The 19,485-nt window shown below is 57.8% G+C and carries 6 protein-coding genes and 1 tRNA gene; all 7 read left to right on the top strand.

Annotated elements, in window-relative coordinates:
• The first annotated feature begins 29 nt into the window (after window positions 1-29).
• The 7 genes from OZX57_RS07145 to OZX57_RS07115 all read left to right on the top strand — a co-directional run bounded on the left by OZX57_RS07145 (window position 30) and on the right by OZX57_RS07115 (window position 19,343).
• Window positions 30-728 (top strand): 4'-phosphopantetheinyl transferase superfamily protein, encoded by a 699-nt coding sequence (locus tag OZX57_RS07145; RefSeq protein WP_277161980.1) that lies wholly within the window; start codon window positions 30-32, stop codon window positions 726-728.
• Between the two features lie 200 nt (window positions 729-928).
• A complete protein-coding gene (locus OZX57_RS07140; protein WP_277161979.1) occupies window positions 929-3,184 on the top strand; it encodes an exo-alpha-(1->6)-L-arabinopyranosidase in 2,256 nt (751 codons plus the stop codon).
• Window positions 3,185-3,724: 540 nt separating this feature from the next.
• Window positions 3,725-5,974: a hypothetical protein gene (locus OZX57_RS07135; RefSeq protein ID WP_277161978.1), complete on the top strand. Its 2,250-nt coding sequence runs from the start codon at window positions 3,725-3,727 to the stop codon at window positions 5,972-5,974.
• A gap of 50 nt (window positions 5,975-6,024) precedes the next feature.
• The gene (locus OZX57_RS07130; protein WP_348637184.1) at window positions 6,025-11,070 is read left to right on the top strand and encodes an FctA domain-containing protein; all 5,046 of its coding nucleotides are present in this window, start codon (window positions 6,025-6,027) and stop codon (window positions 11,068-11,070) included.
• A gap of 242 nt (window positions 11,071-11,312) precedes the next feature.
• Window positions 11,313-11,386: transfer RNA gene (locus tag OZX57_RS07125), tRNA-Gly, on the top strand.
• Window positions 11,387-11,700: 314 nt separating this feature from the next.
• On the top strand, window positions 11,701-16,176 hold the full coding sequence (locus tag OZX57_RS07120) for an SdrD B-like domain-containing protein (RefSeq protein WP_277161977.1): 4,476 nt from the start codon (window positions 11,701-11,703) through the stop codon (window positions 16,174-16,176).
• Entirely contained in the window at window positions 16,173-19,343 is a 3,171-nt protein-coding gene (locus tag OZX57_RS07115) for an FctA domain-containing protein (protein WP_277161976.1), read from the top strand. The genes OZX57_RS07120 and OZX57_RS07115 overlap by 4 nt, the downstream gene beginning before the upstream one ends.
• The last annotated feature ends 142 nt before the right edge of the window (window positions 19,344-19,485 follow it).

The raw sequence follows: 19,485 nt of genomic DNA, 5'->3' as shown, positions 1-19,485 counted from the left end.
TCATCTTGTGTCGATACGATGAAAGAGTGATGGATACAGGAATTGATGCTGGGTCGGCGAGCATGAACGCCGGCAGCACTTTTGGTGTACTCGGTTTGGGGCACGACGTCGTGGATGTTGCCGGGTTCGCCGCGCAGTTAAGTGAGCCGGGATCGCGCATGCGTAATCTGTTTTCGATTCGGGAACTGCGGCAGGCGGCGGCGCGAGCCAGAGTTAAGCATGACGGTGAGGCTGTGCACCTCGCCGCGCGGTGGGCAGGCAAGGAAGCCGTGCTTAAAGCCTGGTGCGAGGCGCTGGGGGAGCGAACTAACCCATATACGCTTGATAATTTCCCTTGGGCGCAGGTAGAGATTCTTGACGATTCGCGCTCGCGGCCGCGTGTGGTGTTGACACCTGATTGCGAAGCCACGTTATGGAAATCATTGGGGTTAGAGCGGGCTGAAACGATGCGTGCTGATCAGATGCCGCAGGATGAGAATCCGGTTACTTTCGGCGAGAGCCAGCAGAGCGTGGATGAGCTGTCGTCGGAAGAGGATTTGCTTGCGTTCGGTGAGCGCCTGCTGCACGTGAGTCCATCAATGTTGCGCTGGCATGTCTCGTTGAGCCACGATGGCCCGATTGCTTCCGCTGTTGTGTTGTTGGTCGGGGACGGACGAACAGTAACGACGAAGACTCTGCGTTGTCAATATATATGTCAGCAGATTACGTGCGGAGAGAACCTGTCGTGATTCGATAGACAAATTCTACTTATATATGCAAGGAAAGCTGGCAATAATGGTGTTAAGATGTATCTACCTACCGGTCGGTAACTAAGTGGTTATCCTCAGATTCCAGAGTCAAACCGGCGCGGCAATATAACTGAAACAAACGTAGTTGTATCGCGCATGGCTCAGGGATGATTCGGCGCGAAATATGGAAAGGTTGCACTATGACCAATCAAGCAACACCGGCGACAAGCGCCAAGGAACTCAGCGTTGAGCAGCAGGCGGCGCTGACCAGTGGCACTAACCCGTGGAGCATCGGTTCGGTGCCCGAAAAGGGACTGCCGAACTACACGATTACCGACGGCCCCCACGGACTGCGCAAGGCGCAGAACCTCGAAGGCATGGATGTGGAGAAGGCCGTTCCCGCCACCTGCTTCCCGCCGGCCGCAGGTATGTCGTCAAGCTGGAACCCGGAACTGGTGAAAGAAACCGGCGAGGCCATGGGTGAGGAATGCATCCAGGAGCAGGTCGCCGTCATCCTCGGCCCCGGCATCAACATCAAGCGCAACCCGCTGGGTGGCCGCTGCTTCGAGTTCTGGAGCGAAGATCCGTACTTGGCCGGGCACGAAGCCGTTGGCGAGGTCGAGGGCATCCAGTCCAAGGGCATCGGCACCTCGCTCAAGCACTTCGCGGCCAACAACCAGGAGACCGACCGCATGCGCGTGAGCGCGAATATGTCGCAGCGCACGCTTCGTGAGATTTATCTGCCGGGCTTCGAGCACATCGTCAAAACAGCCCAGCCTTGGACGATCATGTGCTCCTACAACAAGGTCAACAACGTCTATTCCTCGCAGAACAAGTGGCTGCTGACCGACGTGCTGCGTGACGAGTGGGGCTTCAAAGGCATCGTCATGTCCGACTGGGGTGCCGTGCACGACCGTGCCGCTGCCCTGAACGCCGGCTTGAACCTCGAGATGCCGCCGACCGATACCGACAACAAGATCGTGCACGCGGTTCGCGATGGTGAGATCAAGCCCGAGCAACTTGAGCAGATGGCCCAAGGCATGATCGACCTGGTCAACAAGACTCGTCCGGCCATGGAGAAGGGCGCTGCCGGCTATCGCTACGACATCGACGCGCATGACGACGTCGCTCGCCGCGCCGCACACGAGGCCATGGTGCTGTTGAAGAATGACGACAGCCTGCTGCCCGTCAAGCCCGGCACCAAGCTGGCCGTCATTGGCGAATTCGCCCGCACCCCGCGTTATCAGGGCGCCGGCTCCTCGCTTATCAACCCGAACAAGCTCACCAGCTTCCTCGATGCTCTCAAGGATCGCGGCATTGACGCGGACTTCGCGCCCGGCTTCACGCTCGAAGACGACCCGCAGGACCCGGCGCTGACCGACGAGGCCGTTGCCGCCGCCAAGGGCGCCGACACCGTGCTGCTCTTCCTCGGCCTGCCTGCTGAATACGAATCCGAAGGCTTCGACCGCACCTCGCTCGACATTCCTGCCAAACAGGTCGAGTTGCTGAAGGCCGTGGCCGCCGCCAACAAGAACGTCGTGGTCATCCTTTCCAATGGTTCTTCGGTCTCCATGCCGTGGGCCGACGACGCTAAGTCCATTCTCGAAGCCTGGCTGCTCGGCCAGGCCGGCGGCGCCGCAACCGCTGATGTCGTCTTCGGTGATGTCAACCCGTCCGGCAAGCTCGCGCAGACGATCATCAATGACCTCGACGACGATCCGACCATGATGAACTGGCCGGGCGAAGAGGGTCATGTTGACTACGGCGAAGGCGTCTTCGTCGGCTATCGCTATTACGACACCTTCCACAAGCCCGTCGTGTATCCGTTCGGCTACGGCCTGAGCTATACCACGTTCGAGGTCTCGGGTGCAAAGGCCGAGAAGACCGGCCCGCAGTCCGCACGCGTCACCGCAACCGTGAAGAACACCGGCTCCGTGGCCGGCGCCGAGGTTGTGCAGTTCTACGTCGCTCCGCCCAAGGAAGCCGTTCAGCGCCCTGTCCACGAGCTCAAGGGCTTCAAGAAGGTCTATCTTGAGCCTGGCAAGTCCGCCGAGGTTTCCGTCGACTTGGATTCGCGTGCGTTCGCCTACTGGTCCGAGCGCTTCGAGGGCTGGAAGGTTGAGGAAGGCACCTACGGCATCGAGGTCGGTACTTCGTCCCGCGACATCGCCGATACCGTCTCCGTTGATCTTGACGACGACGGCAAGATAGCCAAGCTCAACGAATGGTCCACGCTCAAGGAATGGAAGGACGACCCGATTGGTGGCCCGATCGTCGACAAGGCCGTCGCCAAGCTCAGCAAGCAGTTCGGACACAACATCATGCCCGACAGCAGTCTGCTTGTGATGTTCGTCGACAGCTGCACCGTTGGCGGCATGGCCATGATGCTCGGTGCTGATGTGTCCGAAGCCCTCACCAAGGAGCTTCTGGCAGAATATGCTGAAGCGACTAAGTGATTGGTTTGTTTTGCATAATTCGTTTGCGTGACTTGCCATAAATAACTGAAGTGAATGCAGGCGTGCCGTCCGTTATTGTCAGCGGGTGGCACGCCTTATTTTTTGTCGTTATTCAACACACCTTCTAAATGTGTTTGGACTTTTCGAATTATTGTGTATAATAAAACCAAGAACGTTCCCGTGATGATCATGGGTAGGTTTGTGAAACGCTGAATCGGTTTCAGAGTTCTCATTTTGGGTGCTAAGAGGTCTCTGGGCCGACATCGGATTTCGCTAATCGTGAAACGTTCTTGAACCAAAGAAGTTGCGCCAAGCGTTGCAATGATTGGCGGGTCGTCAATCGTTTGCCTCATTTCCTGGGATAACTGTATTACAAACGGTTTGATTTTCTTTTTCATTTACTTAATATTTCACTCATCACAGGGTTCGTATGACTTTTATACGTTGGTTTGGGTACGGGTATGGGTTGTTGTTGGGCGAACGATAAGATAAATGAAAAATTGGTTCAAAGCTGCCATAGCAGTTGCTGTGGCATGTGGAATGGTATTACCTATAAGTGCAAATGCGATGGATGCGGCCACGCCGTCTTCAACGCAAAATGTTGCATCGAGCGGTATGACTCCGAATGTTGGTGCGGGGTCGATAAACGGGTCTCAAGCGAATGCTTCGCAGACTCCTGCTGCTCAATCGCATAATAATCAGCAGGCGAATGCGGATTCAGCGCAGGCGTCATCTGCTGATACCTCAAATTCTCAGCGACAGCCGTCGTCTTCGGCCGCTTCCGGTCAGACGTCCTCGTCGTCTTCATTGCCGCTGAAGCAGGCTGATTTGCCTACCGCGTCGTCGTTGGCTACCAAGTCAGCTCCGACGCAGCAGTCCGGTACGCCTGCGGTGCAGCAGAATCCGTCGACGCGCGGTGGCTCCGGGCTGGAAGTCAAAATGAATGAGATGCTGGACAGCGACGTGGCCAGTGTCACGCAGCTGAAGCTCAGCGACGATTCCGGCATCGTGACGGGCACGGCCCCGTTCGATAGCGACGACAATGCTGGCGATGACAGCTCGGCCAGCAACAAGATCGTGCGCTCGTTCGATAAGATTACTTACAATTACGACTTCGCGGTCAATCCTGACGATCCGATGACCTATTACAAGAGCGCCCGCGTCGGTTTCCGTTTCGAGTTGCCAATTTCTTCAGACAAGGCCTCGTTTGATCTCAACGCAATGAATTGGGTCGATCAGACACCGGGCTATCAGCCGCAGTCCACGACCGAGACCATCGATGGTGTGCCGACGCAGGTACTGACGGCCTATCGTCTGATGACCCCGACTTCGACTTCTCCAACCGCGGTTCCTGGTGCTGCCGGAATCGCCTTGGGAGTCAATGTGAAGGCCGCCGTGCAGGGTGACGTCATTCAGCCGAAAGTGACGGCGTGGGCCGCGCCGAACGATGTGCAGCACCGTTCGATGACTGACACTCCCGCAGCCGTGACTGTTTCCGCCAAGCTCAATATGAACCTGCGTATCACCGGCATTCAGAATGAGATCTCTCCGGAGATGTCGTTTGACTTCAACAGAGCTGATCCGAGTGTCCTCAACTATGGTTTGGGCAAGCGTTCGGGCATGATGGCCATGGTCAATTGGGCCGTCGATATGCGTTGGCATGACCAGACCAAGGGACTCCGTGGTTTGGAGAAGCCTCAAGGCGATGTCACTTTCAGCATTTCCGCTTCTTCGCAATGGAAGAAGAATGGTGCGTCTGGGGCAGAGCCGGCTCGTGCAGATTTGCAGCCTTATTACTGGGATTACGGACCGGTTACCCAAGGCGATCCATTCCATGACTCTGGACGAAACACGAGAAACCAGGGATGGTCTCCGCGACTGGACAACTATCATTACGCCAGGTCGGCACGTGGAGACGCATCCGACAGCGTGTATCAGAACGGCAACTACAACATCGGCCAGGATCGTCAATCCGACAAGACCGTTTTCCAGTTCACGCTGAGCAATTACGACATCAACGGCACATTCCCCTATTACGGTGATGCGCATAACGTCGATGCCTGCAGCAATGTGCTGATGTCGGAAGGCTGCGTGACGCAGCGAGTTGGTGAGATATCGACCGGCTATCTGTATGTGTTCTTCCCGTCGTCGATTCCTGATTCCAGCGCGCCCAATGGACAGAAGAGTGTGGTCGACCTCTATGGTGGCGCGGCGATGAGTCTGCAAAGCAAGATTTCGGATGGCGGGCTCTCTGCCAATTCGATAACCCCTGGCGACAAGCTTCGTCAGCCCACCGATGCGAACGATGTTTCCAATCAGGCAGCTGGCGATGATGATTCGTGGTCCGCTTCCACCTTGCTGGACCCTCCAGGGCAGTTCTCCAATTATTTCTATTACTCATGCCCTTCAAGCAATACCGCCAGAGAAAACGGTACTGATTGCGGTACGTGGGAGGCATCGGATTGGCAGCATGGTACGGATACTGCTATGGCTGGGACCACGGCGAGGATTTTCTCGGCTTCTGATTTCGATACCGGCATACGTGACCTGCCAGTGGGGAGCTCAACCTCGTCAAGATTGATCCGACAGTGCTGGAGGTGCCTGAGAAAGGCGATCTCGACCTGCATGTCGCCGATGCGAGCAAACCGCAGGGCACGGCATATTGGAACGACTGGGAGTCACCGTCCGTTTTCGGCAAGAAGGGTGCCGGCATCCTGTATGCGACCAAGAAGGATGGCTCCTCGTGGAGCAGCGATAACGAGCAGTTCTCTGCCGATATCAAAGATCTGAACTTCTATAACACCAAGGCCGAAGCACAGTCGCATGGCGCGATCGTGGCCATGCTGTTCGTCGGATATTCGGCAGCTGATACCAGTAAAGCCGGTCATCATTCCGTGTATAGCGTTGGTTCGTTCAAGGCTCAGATCAAACCGAACGTTCCGATTGGCACCGTGGCGCAGGTGACTCAGCGGGCATATGCGTTCACTCGTAGGCAGTTGGCTAATGCGGGCAAGGCGGTGTTGGCAGACGGCACTCATCTTGATCCGATGACTTCTTCTGATGCGCAGTGGGAGCAGTTGGCCAATGAGATGGACCCGATGGCGTTGCGCTCGACACTAGCTCCTGCGTTTTCGGCTCCTGAATCGGGCTCTTCTTATGAAAAGGCTCGTTATGACTCCCATCAGGGTTATCTGGGCAACGATACCGGCGGCATCAAGTACGGTGATTCCCTGTATATTTCTGGTGAACAGCCAAGAGTCGACAAAGAGGTGGAGCAGAAATCTGAGGCTGGCGGCACCAAGTCCATCTATGATTTGGACAAGGAGCAGCGCACTGTTGATTGGGCGCTGACCGGAAGTGTCAGTGGGGCCGGTGCGTCTGGTCTGAAGACCGAGACCTACATCACCGATACCCTGCCCAAGGGCCTGCACTACGTCTATGATTCGGCGAAGCTTGGCGGCACCTACCAAGAAGGTGGCGCCGAGGGAGGCTCAGTGACCGGAGGAACGGCGTTGTCGCCCACGGTTACGGAGAATGCCGATGGCACAACGACGCTCAAGTGGACCGTTTCGGATGTGCCGGTGGACGGCTCGAAGTTTGTGATTCACTACCAGTCGACCATTGGCGATGCCACGGATCCGAGCAGTGACGTGCAAAACGCTCAGTCGTTTGTCAACACGGTTGGCATTCAGTCGAAGCGCGACATGGCCAAGCCGGATGGTGCAAAGGGCACGTTGGCCAATGCGACCATCAGGGTCTCGCGTACGCATGCCTCGTCCATCGCGGTTATGGCCGATCCTCTGACTGCCGATGTCTCTCAGCGACTGGGCTTCAGGATGATGCTTGGCAACATGGCGTCCTCCCAGAAGGTCAATCCGTATGCGGTGAACATCATGCCGTTCGATGGTGGCACACCGGTGTCTAATTTCCACGGTACTTATAAGATCACTGGCATCAAGGTCAGTGGTGTCACAGGTGCTTCTATAGCGGCCAGTGTGCATCCTCGAGTGTTCTTCTCGACGGATGAGTCGCTGCGTAGCAGGACGCCCGGTTCGATTTCGCGTGCTGAGATTCTCGCGAATCCCAGTGTCTGGCATGAAGGGACTGTTGACAACACCACTGGTGAGATGACGATTCCTGCCGGGTATGATGCTCCGGTGGCGTGGGCGTTCATGTCTGATGTCTTGCCGAGCAATGCGCGGTACAACTTCAAGATGGACATCCAGCCTACCGGCAACCAGGGGAGCGATATCTATACCGATGAGTGGATGAACGACACCAACATGGTGATCGCCCGCTCTGCGGTGGTACGTCGTTCTGTAAGCGGTATCGCCTGGTATGACTACAACAATGACGGCATTCGTGGGCCTGAGGACAAGACTCTCGAGGGTATCGAGGTGGCGTTGGTGGATGCCAGTGGCAACCCGGTGAAGTCGCTTGCCGACGGTACCACGCAGCTGACGGCCACTACCGCTGCGGATGGCAGCTACCGAATGGACGATGTGCCGGCCGGTTCTGGGTACAAGCTGGTGTTCAAGCCCGCTTCTGCGAACAGTTGGAAGACGCTTAAAGTCACCGTCAAAGACAATCCTGATGCTCAGCTGTCGGAGCGGTCTTGTGCCGACCCGGATCAGCGTCAGACCACGGGCGATCCGTTGCGTTCCGCATCCATCACCCTGGCCGATTTCCCGGCGGTGAGTGCGATGCATTCCTCGTCCTACGATGACACCTATGAGAATGCCGGCATTACCGGTAAACTCCCGTCTGCTCCGTCGATCATGGCGAATGGCTTCAAGGTGCAGAAGGTGCTCAACGGCCGTACCGGTGCGTGGTTGACCGGCGAGCAGTACACGTTCGATATCGAAGCCCAGGGCTCCGCTCCTGCAGCGGGGACTAACGGTCCGGTTCCGTCGAGCGTGACGGTGACGAACGGTTCGGTCAAGACCGTGCCGGTTGATGGCACGAAGTTCGACCTTCCTGGCACCTATGTATATAAGGTCACCGAGCATGCCAGCAGCCAAGCTGGTGTGACCCCGGACGCATCGACTTCCCAGTCGTATCTGGTGACGGTGACGGTCGCTGACGACATGACGACGATGACCCGCACGGTGACGACTTCGATGAAGGACGATCACAACGCCGATGTGTCGAGTGATACCGCGACCTTCACGAACCAGTACAAGGCGGCTCCTGTTTCGGTGACGCCTGCCGGTTCCAAGGTGCTCGTCTCCACTCCGGGCAACAGCCACGCTCCGTTGGCGGCTGGCGAGTTCGGCTTCACGCTTTCCGAGACGTCAAGGCCGGCGGGTGCTGCGGCGATTGCTGATCAGCACGCGACTAATGCGACTGACGGCAGCATCACGTTCCCGTCGATGACCTTCGACCAGGCTGGAACCTACAAGTTCCAAATGACCGAAGACGCCGTGTCCGACGTTCACATCTCTCGTGATGCGACGGTGTATACGTTGACCTACACGGTGACGGATGACCAGACCAATGCTCAATTGGTGGCCTCCGCACCTGTGGTGACTTCGGATCCGTCCGGTTCCTCGACGGCCAAGTTCACGAACGTCTACGATCCGTCGAAGTCCGTGTTCGAGATCAGGGCGTCGAAGTCGATGACCAACGCCGACCCTGCTACACATCGCGCTCCCGCTGCCGGCGAGTTTAACTTCAAGCTGGAAGCGGTGGACGGCACGCGTGCTGTTGACGGCGCTGCTGTGGCCAAGGCCGATGTGCCGATGCCTGCTGCTGCCTCTGGCAGTGCGATCGAGATGACGAATCAGGCCGATGGTGCGGTCGCGTTCGGCGGCATGCAGTATGCCTATCCTGGCGTGTTCAACTACAAGGTTTCCGAGATCGTGCCTTCGGGCTCGGCCAAGGATCCGAGCCTCGACTATGACACCCGTGTCTACGATGTAGCGGTAACGGTGACCGATGTCGCCGGAACCCTGACTGCTGTCTCTGCGGTCTCACTGGACGGTTCGCCGGCCGCCGGTAACACGGCTGCCTTTGACAACAAGTACACACCGGCTCCGGTTGATGTCTCGTTGGATGCGAAGAAGACCATGTCCGGTCGCCCGCTGGTTGATGGCGAGTTCTCGGCGCTGTTGGCTCCCGTAGCCGGCAATCCGGTTGACGGCAGTCCGTCGAACGGTTCGCAGGAAAAGACCATTGCGAAGGTGACGGATTCGGAAGGCTCGGTGTCGTTCGACTCGCTCAGGTTCAGCCGCGTTGGCGACTGGAACTACACGATCACCGAGAAGCCTGGTGCACTCGGCGGTGTGGCTTACGACAACACGGTTCACAACGTGCTGGTTCATGTCACGGAAGATGCGACGAACCACAAGCTCGTCGCCCAGGTAACCCTGTCTCACGACGGCATTACCGAGACCGACGTAACGCTGCACAATGCATACACTCCCGCTCCTGTGAGCGATGTGGTGGATGCCATCAAGAAGGTCAAGTCGAGCGAGGGCAATGCCTACCAGCTCAAGGCGGGCGATTTCTCGTTCACCTTGCATCGTGTGTCCGCGCCTGCTGACGCGAACGCTCAGGCTGACGTGAGTGCCTCTAATGCGGCTGACGGACGTATCGTTCTGCCTGCGGTGTCGATGGACAAGATCGGCGACTATGTGTTCACGCTCTCTGAGGATTCCACTGTGGTGCCGGGCATCACTCGCGATCCGACGGTGTACTCGGTCACCTATCGTGTCACCGATGACCTGCAAGGCCATCTGGTCATCAGCAGCAAGACCCTGAACAAGCTCGATGCTTCCGGCTCGTCTGTGGCTGCCGATTCCGCGGTGTTTACGAATGCGTACGACCCGAAGCATGTGGCAGTTTCGCTGGGTGGTGTGAAGTCGGTGCGCAACACCGACGCCGGCACTCATCGCACGCCTGCCAACGGCGAGTTCGAGTTCGCGTTGACGGCTCTGGACGGCACCGATGCGTCGGGTGCGGTCGCGGCCGACAAGGTGCCGATGCCGTCTGATGCCGCCAATGGCAAGTCCACAGTGAAGAACGTGGGCCCGGCGTTCACGTTCGGCTCGATTGCCTACGCTCATCCCGGCACGTATCGTTACCGGATCGGTGAGATTGCGGGCCATGATCCTTCGATTAGCTATGACAGCCGCTCCTACGTGGTGACGGTCACGGTGAACGATGTCGCGGGCGTGCTGTCCGCTGCGACTGACAAGAACGTTTCGGATGTGTTGATCGAAAATGTCTATACGCCGGCTGCTACCGACGCCGACCTCACGGTTGGCAAGGTGCTTGACGGACGCCCGTTGAAGGATGGCGAGTTCGGAGTCGTCTTGACGCCGAATAAGGACAATCCGAAGGACGGTGAGAAGGGCGCTCTGACTGCTCTGATCAACCGTGTCAATACGGCTGTTCCTGTCAGCTCCGCGATTTCCCCGAAGTCTGGATATGCCGCTGGTTTGGCGTCGAAGCCGTCTGTTGCCACGGTGAATGCTGAGGGCCAGGGCCAAGCCAAGTTCTCCATGAAGTTCTCGCATACGGGTGTATGGCGCTACACGCTGACCGAGGCTAACGGTGCTGAACACGGTGTCACCTATGACCGCACGTCCTATGGCGTCACGGTGAAGGTCACGGAGGATGCGGCTTCGCACCAGCTTGTTGCTGCCGTTGCTCTGGACCGCGATGGTTCGTCGGTGGATACCGCGGTGTTCCACAACGAATACCGCCCCGACCCGGTTGCTGCGAAGCCGAACGGTTCAGCGGCTGCAGCGCCTCGTGGCGAATCGCCGAAGGGCCTTTTGGCCAAGACCGGTGACAACATCATCGCTCTTGTGGCACTCGTGCTCACGCTCCTGCTGGCCGGTGGATCGCTGATCCTTGCCCGTCGCCGTAGGATCGAGTAGCTGAGTTCAATAGATAAAACAACCGTGGCCCAAACCGGATATGATGTTCGGTTTGGGCCACGGTTTTGTTTTCTGGTTTGAAATCGATTTATCGATAAAGCAAGTCTGTGCGTGCTGCCCGTTGCTGTCAGCAGCACGACACGCCCCATCAGTGATGCGGTTCGGAAACGTGTCGCAATTCCGTGCCTCGTGTATACTTGAACTCGTTGTTTTGTGAGTCCTAGTGATTCGCTCAACGGCACGCGGATGTAGCTCAATGGTAGAGCCTCAGTCTTCCAAACTGATTACGCGGGTTCGATTCCCGTCATCCGCTCCATTTTTTGTTAGCTTGCTCACTTTTTTGATGTTGCCTGAATTTTATTGCATTTTTGAATCGGGCGGATGCTGAATATTGCTCAGAACCCACATATTCATTGTATGACAACGATAAACTGAGAGTGTTTGGTATCGGACGGTGGTCGTTGTTCCGTTTCTGCAACAGCGCAGTAAAGTATTACAAATAATTTGACTTTGCTGTGTGAGATGTCTATCGTTTTTACTTTGCATGAAGATATTTTTTGTGTAATACAAGGATGATTTTTGCACATTGTTTGGGCGTGCAAATTTTTGACGGGTTTGGAAACGGGCGATATGAAGAGGATTGTAAGGGTTGTAACGGCTGTCGTGGCAGTATGCGGGATGCTGTTGCCTGTCAGTGCCAATGCGATAGGCGGCACGGCGTCGTCGGCGCAACAAGAGGCGTCGAGAAGCGTGACTCCAAGCATCGATGCAGGTTCTGCTGGAGGGTCTTCGGCGAATACTTCGCAGACTTCTGCTACCCAGTCGCACAATGAGGGGCAGCAGGCGGGTTCGTCGCAGACACCGTCATCCGGGGCTTCGGCTTCTCAGGGATCATCGGCTGCCTCTCCGTCGGCCACTTCTCCTTCGGCCGCTCCCAGCCAGACGACCTCTTCCTCCTCATCGGCTTCGGCTGCGTTGCCGTTGAAACAGGCTGACTTGTCTGCCGCATCCCCCTTGACGAGCAAAGCTTCCCCGGCGCTGGGACAGCAAAATCCGTCCACAGGTCAGCAGAATCCGTCCACGGGTCAGCAGAATCCATTGATGCGTGGCGGCTCCGGAATGCTGGACAGCGACGCGGCAAGTGTCACATATCTGGCGCTCAGCGCCACCAACGGCATCGTTACAGGTACAGCTCCTTTCGATAGTGACGACAATCCCGGCGATGATAGTTCGTCCAGCAACAAGATCGTTCGCTCGTTCGATAAGATCTCTTACAGCTATGATTTCTCGGTCCGCTCGGATGACTCCACGGTCTATTACAGCAGCGCCCGTATCGGTTTTCGTTTCGAATTGCCGCTTCCCTCCGACAAGGCCACATTCGATCTCAGTGCAATGGGTTGGGTTGATCAGACTCCCGGCTATCAGCCGCAGTCTACAATCGAGTCCGTCGGTGGCGTGCCGACGCAAGTGTTGACGGCCTATCGTCTGATGACCCCGACTGCAGCTTCTCCGACTTCGGTGCCTGGCTCTGCGGGCATCACCTTGGGGGTCGATGTGAAGGCTGCGCATCAGGGTGACATCATCCAGCCGAAGGTGACGGCCTGGGCCACGCCGAACGATGTACACCACCGTTCGATGAGCAACATTCCGGATGCGGTGACCGTTTCCGCCAAGCTCAACATGAACCTGCGTATCAACGGTGTGCAGAATGCACTTTCCCAGGAGATGTCGTTCGATTTTGATCGAAGCAGCCCTGGTTATCTTAATCATGGTTTGGGCAAGCGCTCGGGCATGATGGCGATGGTCAATTGGGCCGTCGATATGCGTTGGCCGGATCAGAACAAGGGGCTGCGTGGCCTGGAAAAGCCCCAGGGCGACGTCACTTTCAACATCTCCGCCTCTTCGAAATGGCAGAAGGGTGGGGCGTCCGCCCCGGAGCCGTCTCGCGCGGATCTGCAGCCGTATTTCTGGGATTATGGGACCATCGACCAAAGCCAGTCGTTCCATGATGCTGGTCGAGACCCGAGACCGCAGGGATGGTATCCGCGTTGGGACAACTATGACTATGCGGCATCACAACGCGGGAGTTCTCCCAACGGTGTGTATCAGAACGGCAACTACGCCATTAGCCAGGACCGCCAGTCCGACAAGACCGTTTTCCAATTGACGCTGAGCGGTTACGACATCGATGGCACTTTCCCGTCTTACGGCTTCAATATCGGGAGCAACCCATGTTCCACAATCATGATGTCTGCGGGTTGCTCGCAGCAGATTGTGGGTGAGATATCGACCGGCTATCTGTATGTGTTCTTCCCGTCCTCGGTTCCGGATTCCGGGTCGCCTGACGGGCAGAAGAACGTGATGGACCTGTACTCGAACAATGCGTTGACTCTGCAAAGCAAGGTTGCGGATGGCGGGCTCTCTGCCGATTCGGTGACCTCGGGTTCCGGGGTTCCTGCGCCGACAGGCGCGGATGACGTGTCCAATCAGGCCGCGGGCAATGACGATTCATGGGCTGCGTCCACCTTGCTGAATCCTGAGGGACAATATTCCAACAGGGTTTATTACGAGTGTGCTGCGAACAACACCGATCGTGAAAACGGCACCGATTGCGGTACTTGGCGAGGAAATGACTGGCCGCATGGCACCGACGTGGCCATGCAGGGAACCACGGCTCGTATGTTTGCGGCTTCCAATTTCAACACCGGCATACGCGACCTGCCGGTTGGGGAGCTCAATCTCGTCAAGATCGACCCCACGGTGTTCGATTTGCCGGAGAAGAACGATCTTGATTTGCATGTCGAAGATGCCAGCAAGCCGCAAGGTACGGCGTATTGGACCGATTGGGAATCCACTCCTACGTTCGGCAATAAGGGTGCCGGCATTCTCTACGCGACCAAGAGGGACGGCACCGCGTGGACCAGCGACAATGAACAGTATGCTGCTGGTATCAATGATCTGGATTTCTATGGCACTAAGACCGAAGCGCAGTCGCATGGCATGATCGTGGGCCTGTTGCTGGAAGGCTATTCGGCGGCGGACACCACCAAGGCAGGCCACGCGGCCGTGTACAACGTGGGCTCGTTCAAAGCCCAGATCAAACCGGATGCGACGGTCGGCACAGTCGCCCAGCTGACTCAGCAGTCATACGCATTCACCCGTAGCCAGCTGGCTGATGCGGGCAAAGCGGTACTGGCAGACGGAACCCACCTCAGCCCGCTGACGTCGACTGATGCGCAGTGGGAGCAGCTGGCCAATGAGATTGATCCCTTGGCGTTGTACAGAACTATGACTCCGGATCTTTCGGCTCCCCGTCCTGGATCCACTTATGTGAAGGCCCATTACGATTCCCAGCAGGGCTATCTGGGCAACGACACTGGCGGGCAGGAATTCGGTGATTCCCTGTATGTTTCCGGTGAGCAGCCGAACATCGACAAGTCGGTGGAACAGAAATCCGAGTCCGGCGGTGTCAAAACTATCTATGATCTGGACAAGGAGCAGCGGACCATCGACTGGGCGCTGACGGGAACCATCAGCGGAGCGCCTGGGGCAACAAACCCTGGCGTCAAAACCGAAGCCTATGTCACCGATACCTTGCCCAAGGGCTTACATTACGTCTATAACTCGGCGAAGCTCGGTGGCACCTACCAGGCTGGCGGTGCTGAGGGCGGCAGCGTGATCGGAGGTACTGCGCTTGCGCCAACGGTTACGCCGAATATCGATGGCACGACGACGCTCAAGTGGACCGTTTCGGATGTGCCGGTGGACGGCTCGACATTCGTGATCCATTACCAGTCGACCATCGGCGATGCTTCGGTGCCGAGCACAGACGCGCAGAACGGTGATTCGTACGTCAATACGGTCGGTATTCAGTCGAAGCGCGATATGGGCAAGCCGGATCTGCTGAAACGTACGCAATCGACGCTGACCGTCAGCGTCTCTCGTACGCATGCCTCGTCCATCGCTATTCAGTCTGACCCCAAAGTCGCCGATATCTCCCAACCATTGGGCTTTAAGATGATGCTGGGCAACATGACGGCGACGCAGCAGAGCGACCCGTATGCGGTGAACATCCTACCGTTCAACGGCGGCACTCCGGTTTCAAACTTCCACGGCACCCAGCAGATTACCGGCATCAACATCTCGGGTACTGCGGGCGCGTCAGTGGGCGCCGGTGTACACCCGAGGGTGTTCTTCTCGACGGACACGTCGCTGCGCAGCAGGACGCCCGGTTCGATCTCGCGTGCGGAGATTCTTGCGAATCCCAGTGTCTGGCATGAGGGAACTGTCGACAATGCCACTGGCGATGTGACGATTCCCGCCGGCTACGATGCTCCAGTGGCATGGGCGTTCATGTCCGATGTCTTGCCGGGCAACGCTCGTTACGATTTCACCATGAATATCAATCCCACGGGCAACCAGGGGAGCGATGTCTATACCGATGAGTGGATGAACGACACCAATATGGTGATCGCCCGTGCTGCGGTGGTGCGGCGAACCGTAAGCGGTATCGCCTGGTATGACTACAACGGCGACGGCATTCGTGGGCCTGATGACAAGGTACTTTCCGGCGTCAAGGTGGCGTTGGTGGACGCCAGCGGCGACCCGGTGAAATCGCTCGTCGACGGCACCACTCCGCTCACGGCCACTACTGATGCCAGCGGCAACTATCGGCTGGAGAATATACCTGCCGGTTCGGGGTACAAGCTGGTGTTCAAGCCCGCTTCTGCCGATGGCTGGAAGGCATTCACGGTCACCAACAAAGACAGTTCGGGAGCGCAGCTGTCGGAGCGTTCCAGGACCGTCCCCGACCAGGCGCAGACGCCAAGTGATCCGTTGCATTCCGCATCCATCGCCTTGGCCGATTTCCCGGTGGCAAGTACAATGCATTCGGCCGCCTATGACGACACGTATGAGAATTCTGGTATCACCGGAAAGCTTCCGTCTGCTCCGTCGATCATGGCGAATGGGTTCAAGGTGCAGAAGGTGCTCAACGGCCGTACCGGGGCATGGCTGACCGGCGAGCAGTACACGTTTGATATCGAAGCCCAGGGGACTGCTCCTGCAGCGGGGGCCATGGCCCGCTTCCCGCCAGCACGACGGTGACGGATGATTCGGTCAAGACCGTGGCAGTTGATGGCACGAAGTTTGATCTGCCGGGCACTTACGTATACAAGGTCACCGAGCATGTCAGCAGTCAAGCTGGTGTGACTCCGGACGCGTCGACCCCGCAGTCGTATCTGGTGACGGTGACCGTGACCGATGACATGGTGACATTGACCCGCACGGTGACGACTTCGATGAAGGACGATAACAACAACGACGTGTCGAGCGACACGGCGACCTTCACGAACAAATACGAGGCGGCTTCCGTTTCGGTGACGCCTACCGGTTCCAAGGTGCTCGTCTCCACTCCGGGCAACAGCCATGCGGCGTTGACGGCCGGCGAATTCGCGTTCACTCTGTCCCAGACGTCGAAGCCTGCAAGTGCTGCGGCGATTGCCGACCAGCATGCTACCAATGCGGCCGATGGCACTATCACGTTCCCGTCGATGACCTTCGACCAGGCTGGCACCTATAAGTTCCAGATGAGCGAAGATACTGTGTCCGAGGCTCACATTTCGCGTGATCCGACGGTATACACGCTTACCTACACGGTGACCGACGATCAGGCCAATGCTCAGTTGGTTGCCTCTGCTCCTGTGGTGACTTCGGATCCGTCCGGTTCCACAGCGGTCACGTTCACCAATACCTATGATCCGGCGAAGTCTGTGTTCGAGATCAGGGCGTCAAAGTCGATGACCAACGCCGACCCTGCGACGCATCGCGCTCCCGCTGCCGGCGAGTTCAACTTCAAGTTGGAAGCGGTGGATGGCACGCGTGCTGTTGACGGCGCTGCTGTGGCCAAGGCTGATGTGCCGATGCCTGATGGCGCCTCCGGTGGCGAGATCGAGGTGACGAACCGGGCTGATGGTTCGGTCGGCTTCGGCGGTGCACAGTATGCCTATCCTGGTGTGTTCAATTACAAGGTTTCCGAGGTCGTGCCTTCGGGCTCGGCTCAGGATCCGACCCTGAGCTATGACACCCGTGTCTTCCATGTGACGGTGACGGTGACGGATAATTCCGGAACCTTGACCTCCGTCGCTGCGTTCTCTGTAGACGGTTCGCCAGCTCCCGGCAACGTGGCTGCCTTTGACAACAGGTACACGCCGAATTCGGTGGATGTCTCGCTGAATGCGAAAAAGACGATGACGGGTCGGCCGCTGGTCACTCGCGAGTTCTCGGCGCAGCTGGATCCTGTGACCGGCAACCCAACTGACGGCGGCCCGTCGAACGGTTCGCAGCAGAAGTCCATCATCAAGATTAGTGATTCACAGGGCTCGGTGTCGTTCGATTCCCTCAGATTCAGCCGCGTTGGCGACTGGAGATTCACGATCAAGGAGGACTCGGGCACGCTCGGCGGTGTGGCCTACGACAACACGGTCCATGACGTGCTGGTTCATGTCACGGAAGATGCGACGAACCACAAGCTGGTTGCGCAGGTCACGCTGTCCCACGACGGGATTGCCGAAACCGAGGTGATGTTGCGCAACGCGTATACGCCTGCTCCGGTGAGTGATGTGGTTGAGGCGGATAAGGCGGTCACGTCGAGCGCGGGCAATTCGTACCAGCTTAATGCGGGCGACTTCTCGTTCACGTTGCACCGTACGTCCGCGCCTGCCAGTGCGAGTGCGCAGGCCGACGAGGATGTTTCCAATGCGGCCAACGGCCACATCGTCTTCCCTGCGGTATCGTTTGATAAGGCCGGTAACTATGTGTTTACCGTGTCCGAGGACTCCACCTCGGTGCCGGGCATCACTCGTGACCCGGCGGTGTACTCGGTCACGTATCGTGTCACCGATGATTTGCAAGGTCATCTGGTCGTTGCCAGCAAAGCGCTGGCCAAGCTCGATCCCTCCGGCTCGTCTTCGTCTGCCAGCTCGGTACAGTTCACGAACACTTATGATCCGAGTCATGTGGCGGTCTCGCTGGGTGGCGTGAAGTCGGTGCGCAACACCGATTCCGGCACTCATCGTGTGCCCGGCAACGGTGAGTTCGAATTCGCGTTGACGGCTTTGGACGGCACCGACGCGTCGGGAGTCGTTGCGGCCAATCAGGTGCCGATGCCATCCGGCGTGAGCAATGGCAAGTCCACGGTGAGGAACGTGGGCCCAGCGTTCACGTTCGGTTCGATTGCCTACGCTCATCCCGGCACGTATCGTTACCGGATCAACGAGGTCGCAGGCCATGATTCGACCATCGGCTATGACGGTCGCTCCTACGTGGTGACGGTCACGGTGAACGACGTGGCAGGCGTGCTGTCCGCTGCGGCGGATAAGAACGTCTCGGACGTGCTCTTCGAGAACGTCTATACGCCGGCTGCTGTCGACGCCGACCTGAATGTCGGCAAGGTGCTCGATGGGCGGGCGCTGAAGGACGGCGAGTTCACCGTGGTGCTCACGCCGAGCAACGGCAACCCCGCGCACGGCGGTACGGGCGCTTTGACCGCTCCGATCAACCGTGTCAGCGTGTCTGCCCCGATGAGCTCTTCGGTGTTGCAACCGCTTGTCGCCCCGGTGAACATTCAGAGCCAGGGCCGGGCCAGGTTCTCCATGAGGTTCTCGCAGACGGGCGTGTGGCGATACACGCTGACCGAAGAGTCTGGCGCGGAGCACGGTGTCACTTACGACCGCACGTCGTATGGCGTGACAGTGAACGTTACGGAAAATGCAGCTTCTCATAAGTTGGCTGCTTCCGTCTCGCTGACCCGCGGAGGTTCGTCGGTGGGCACGGCGGTGTTCCACAACCAATACCGGATCGCTCAGGTAGTCGTCAATCCAGGCACTCCCAACTCAGGTGCCTCCGAGTCCGGTAGCCATCATCCGCAGGGCCACAACCCTAGCGAACACAACCCTAGCGGTCATGACCCCAGCGGCCATAGCCCTAATGGGCACAACCCTGAAGCTGCGAATCCAGTAGTTGCCTCCGATCCGAATGCCCTTGGTCCGAATGCTTCCGGTTTGAACGGTTCCGACCCCGATGGTTTCAAGCCGAACGGCTCGAAACCGAAGAACTTCGGCGCGAAGGGAGCGGCGTCTTCCGCCTCGCAGGGCGGTTCGGCGGCAAAGCCGTTGGCCAAGACCGGCGATGACGTCATTGCCGTTGCGGTGCTCGGGTTCTCGCTCCTGCTGGTCGGCGGGTCGTTGGTCCTTGCCCGTCGCCGTAAGGCCTAGCAGCATAATTCAATGGATAGAACGGATGGCTCAAGCCGATATATCTCGGTTTGGGCCATCCGTCGTATGGTCCCGGCCCACGCGGTTTCCGTTTATTCGGGTTCCATTTCTTATCGCAGAGGTAGTATCGGGGTTAGTCTTG

Origin of the sequence: Bifidobacterium sp. ESL0682 (assembly GCF_029392815.1) — a bacterium.
Classification (GTDB): Bacteria; Actinomycetota; Actinomycetes; order Actinomycetales; family Bifidobacteriaceae; genus Bifidobacterium.
Note: the sequence above shows the minus strand (reverse complement) of the source record. Positions and strands in the feature narration are given on the sequence as shown.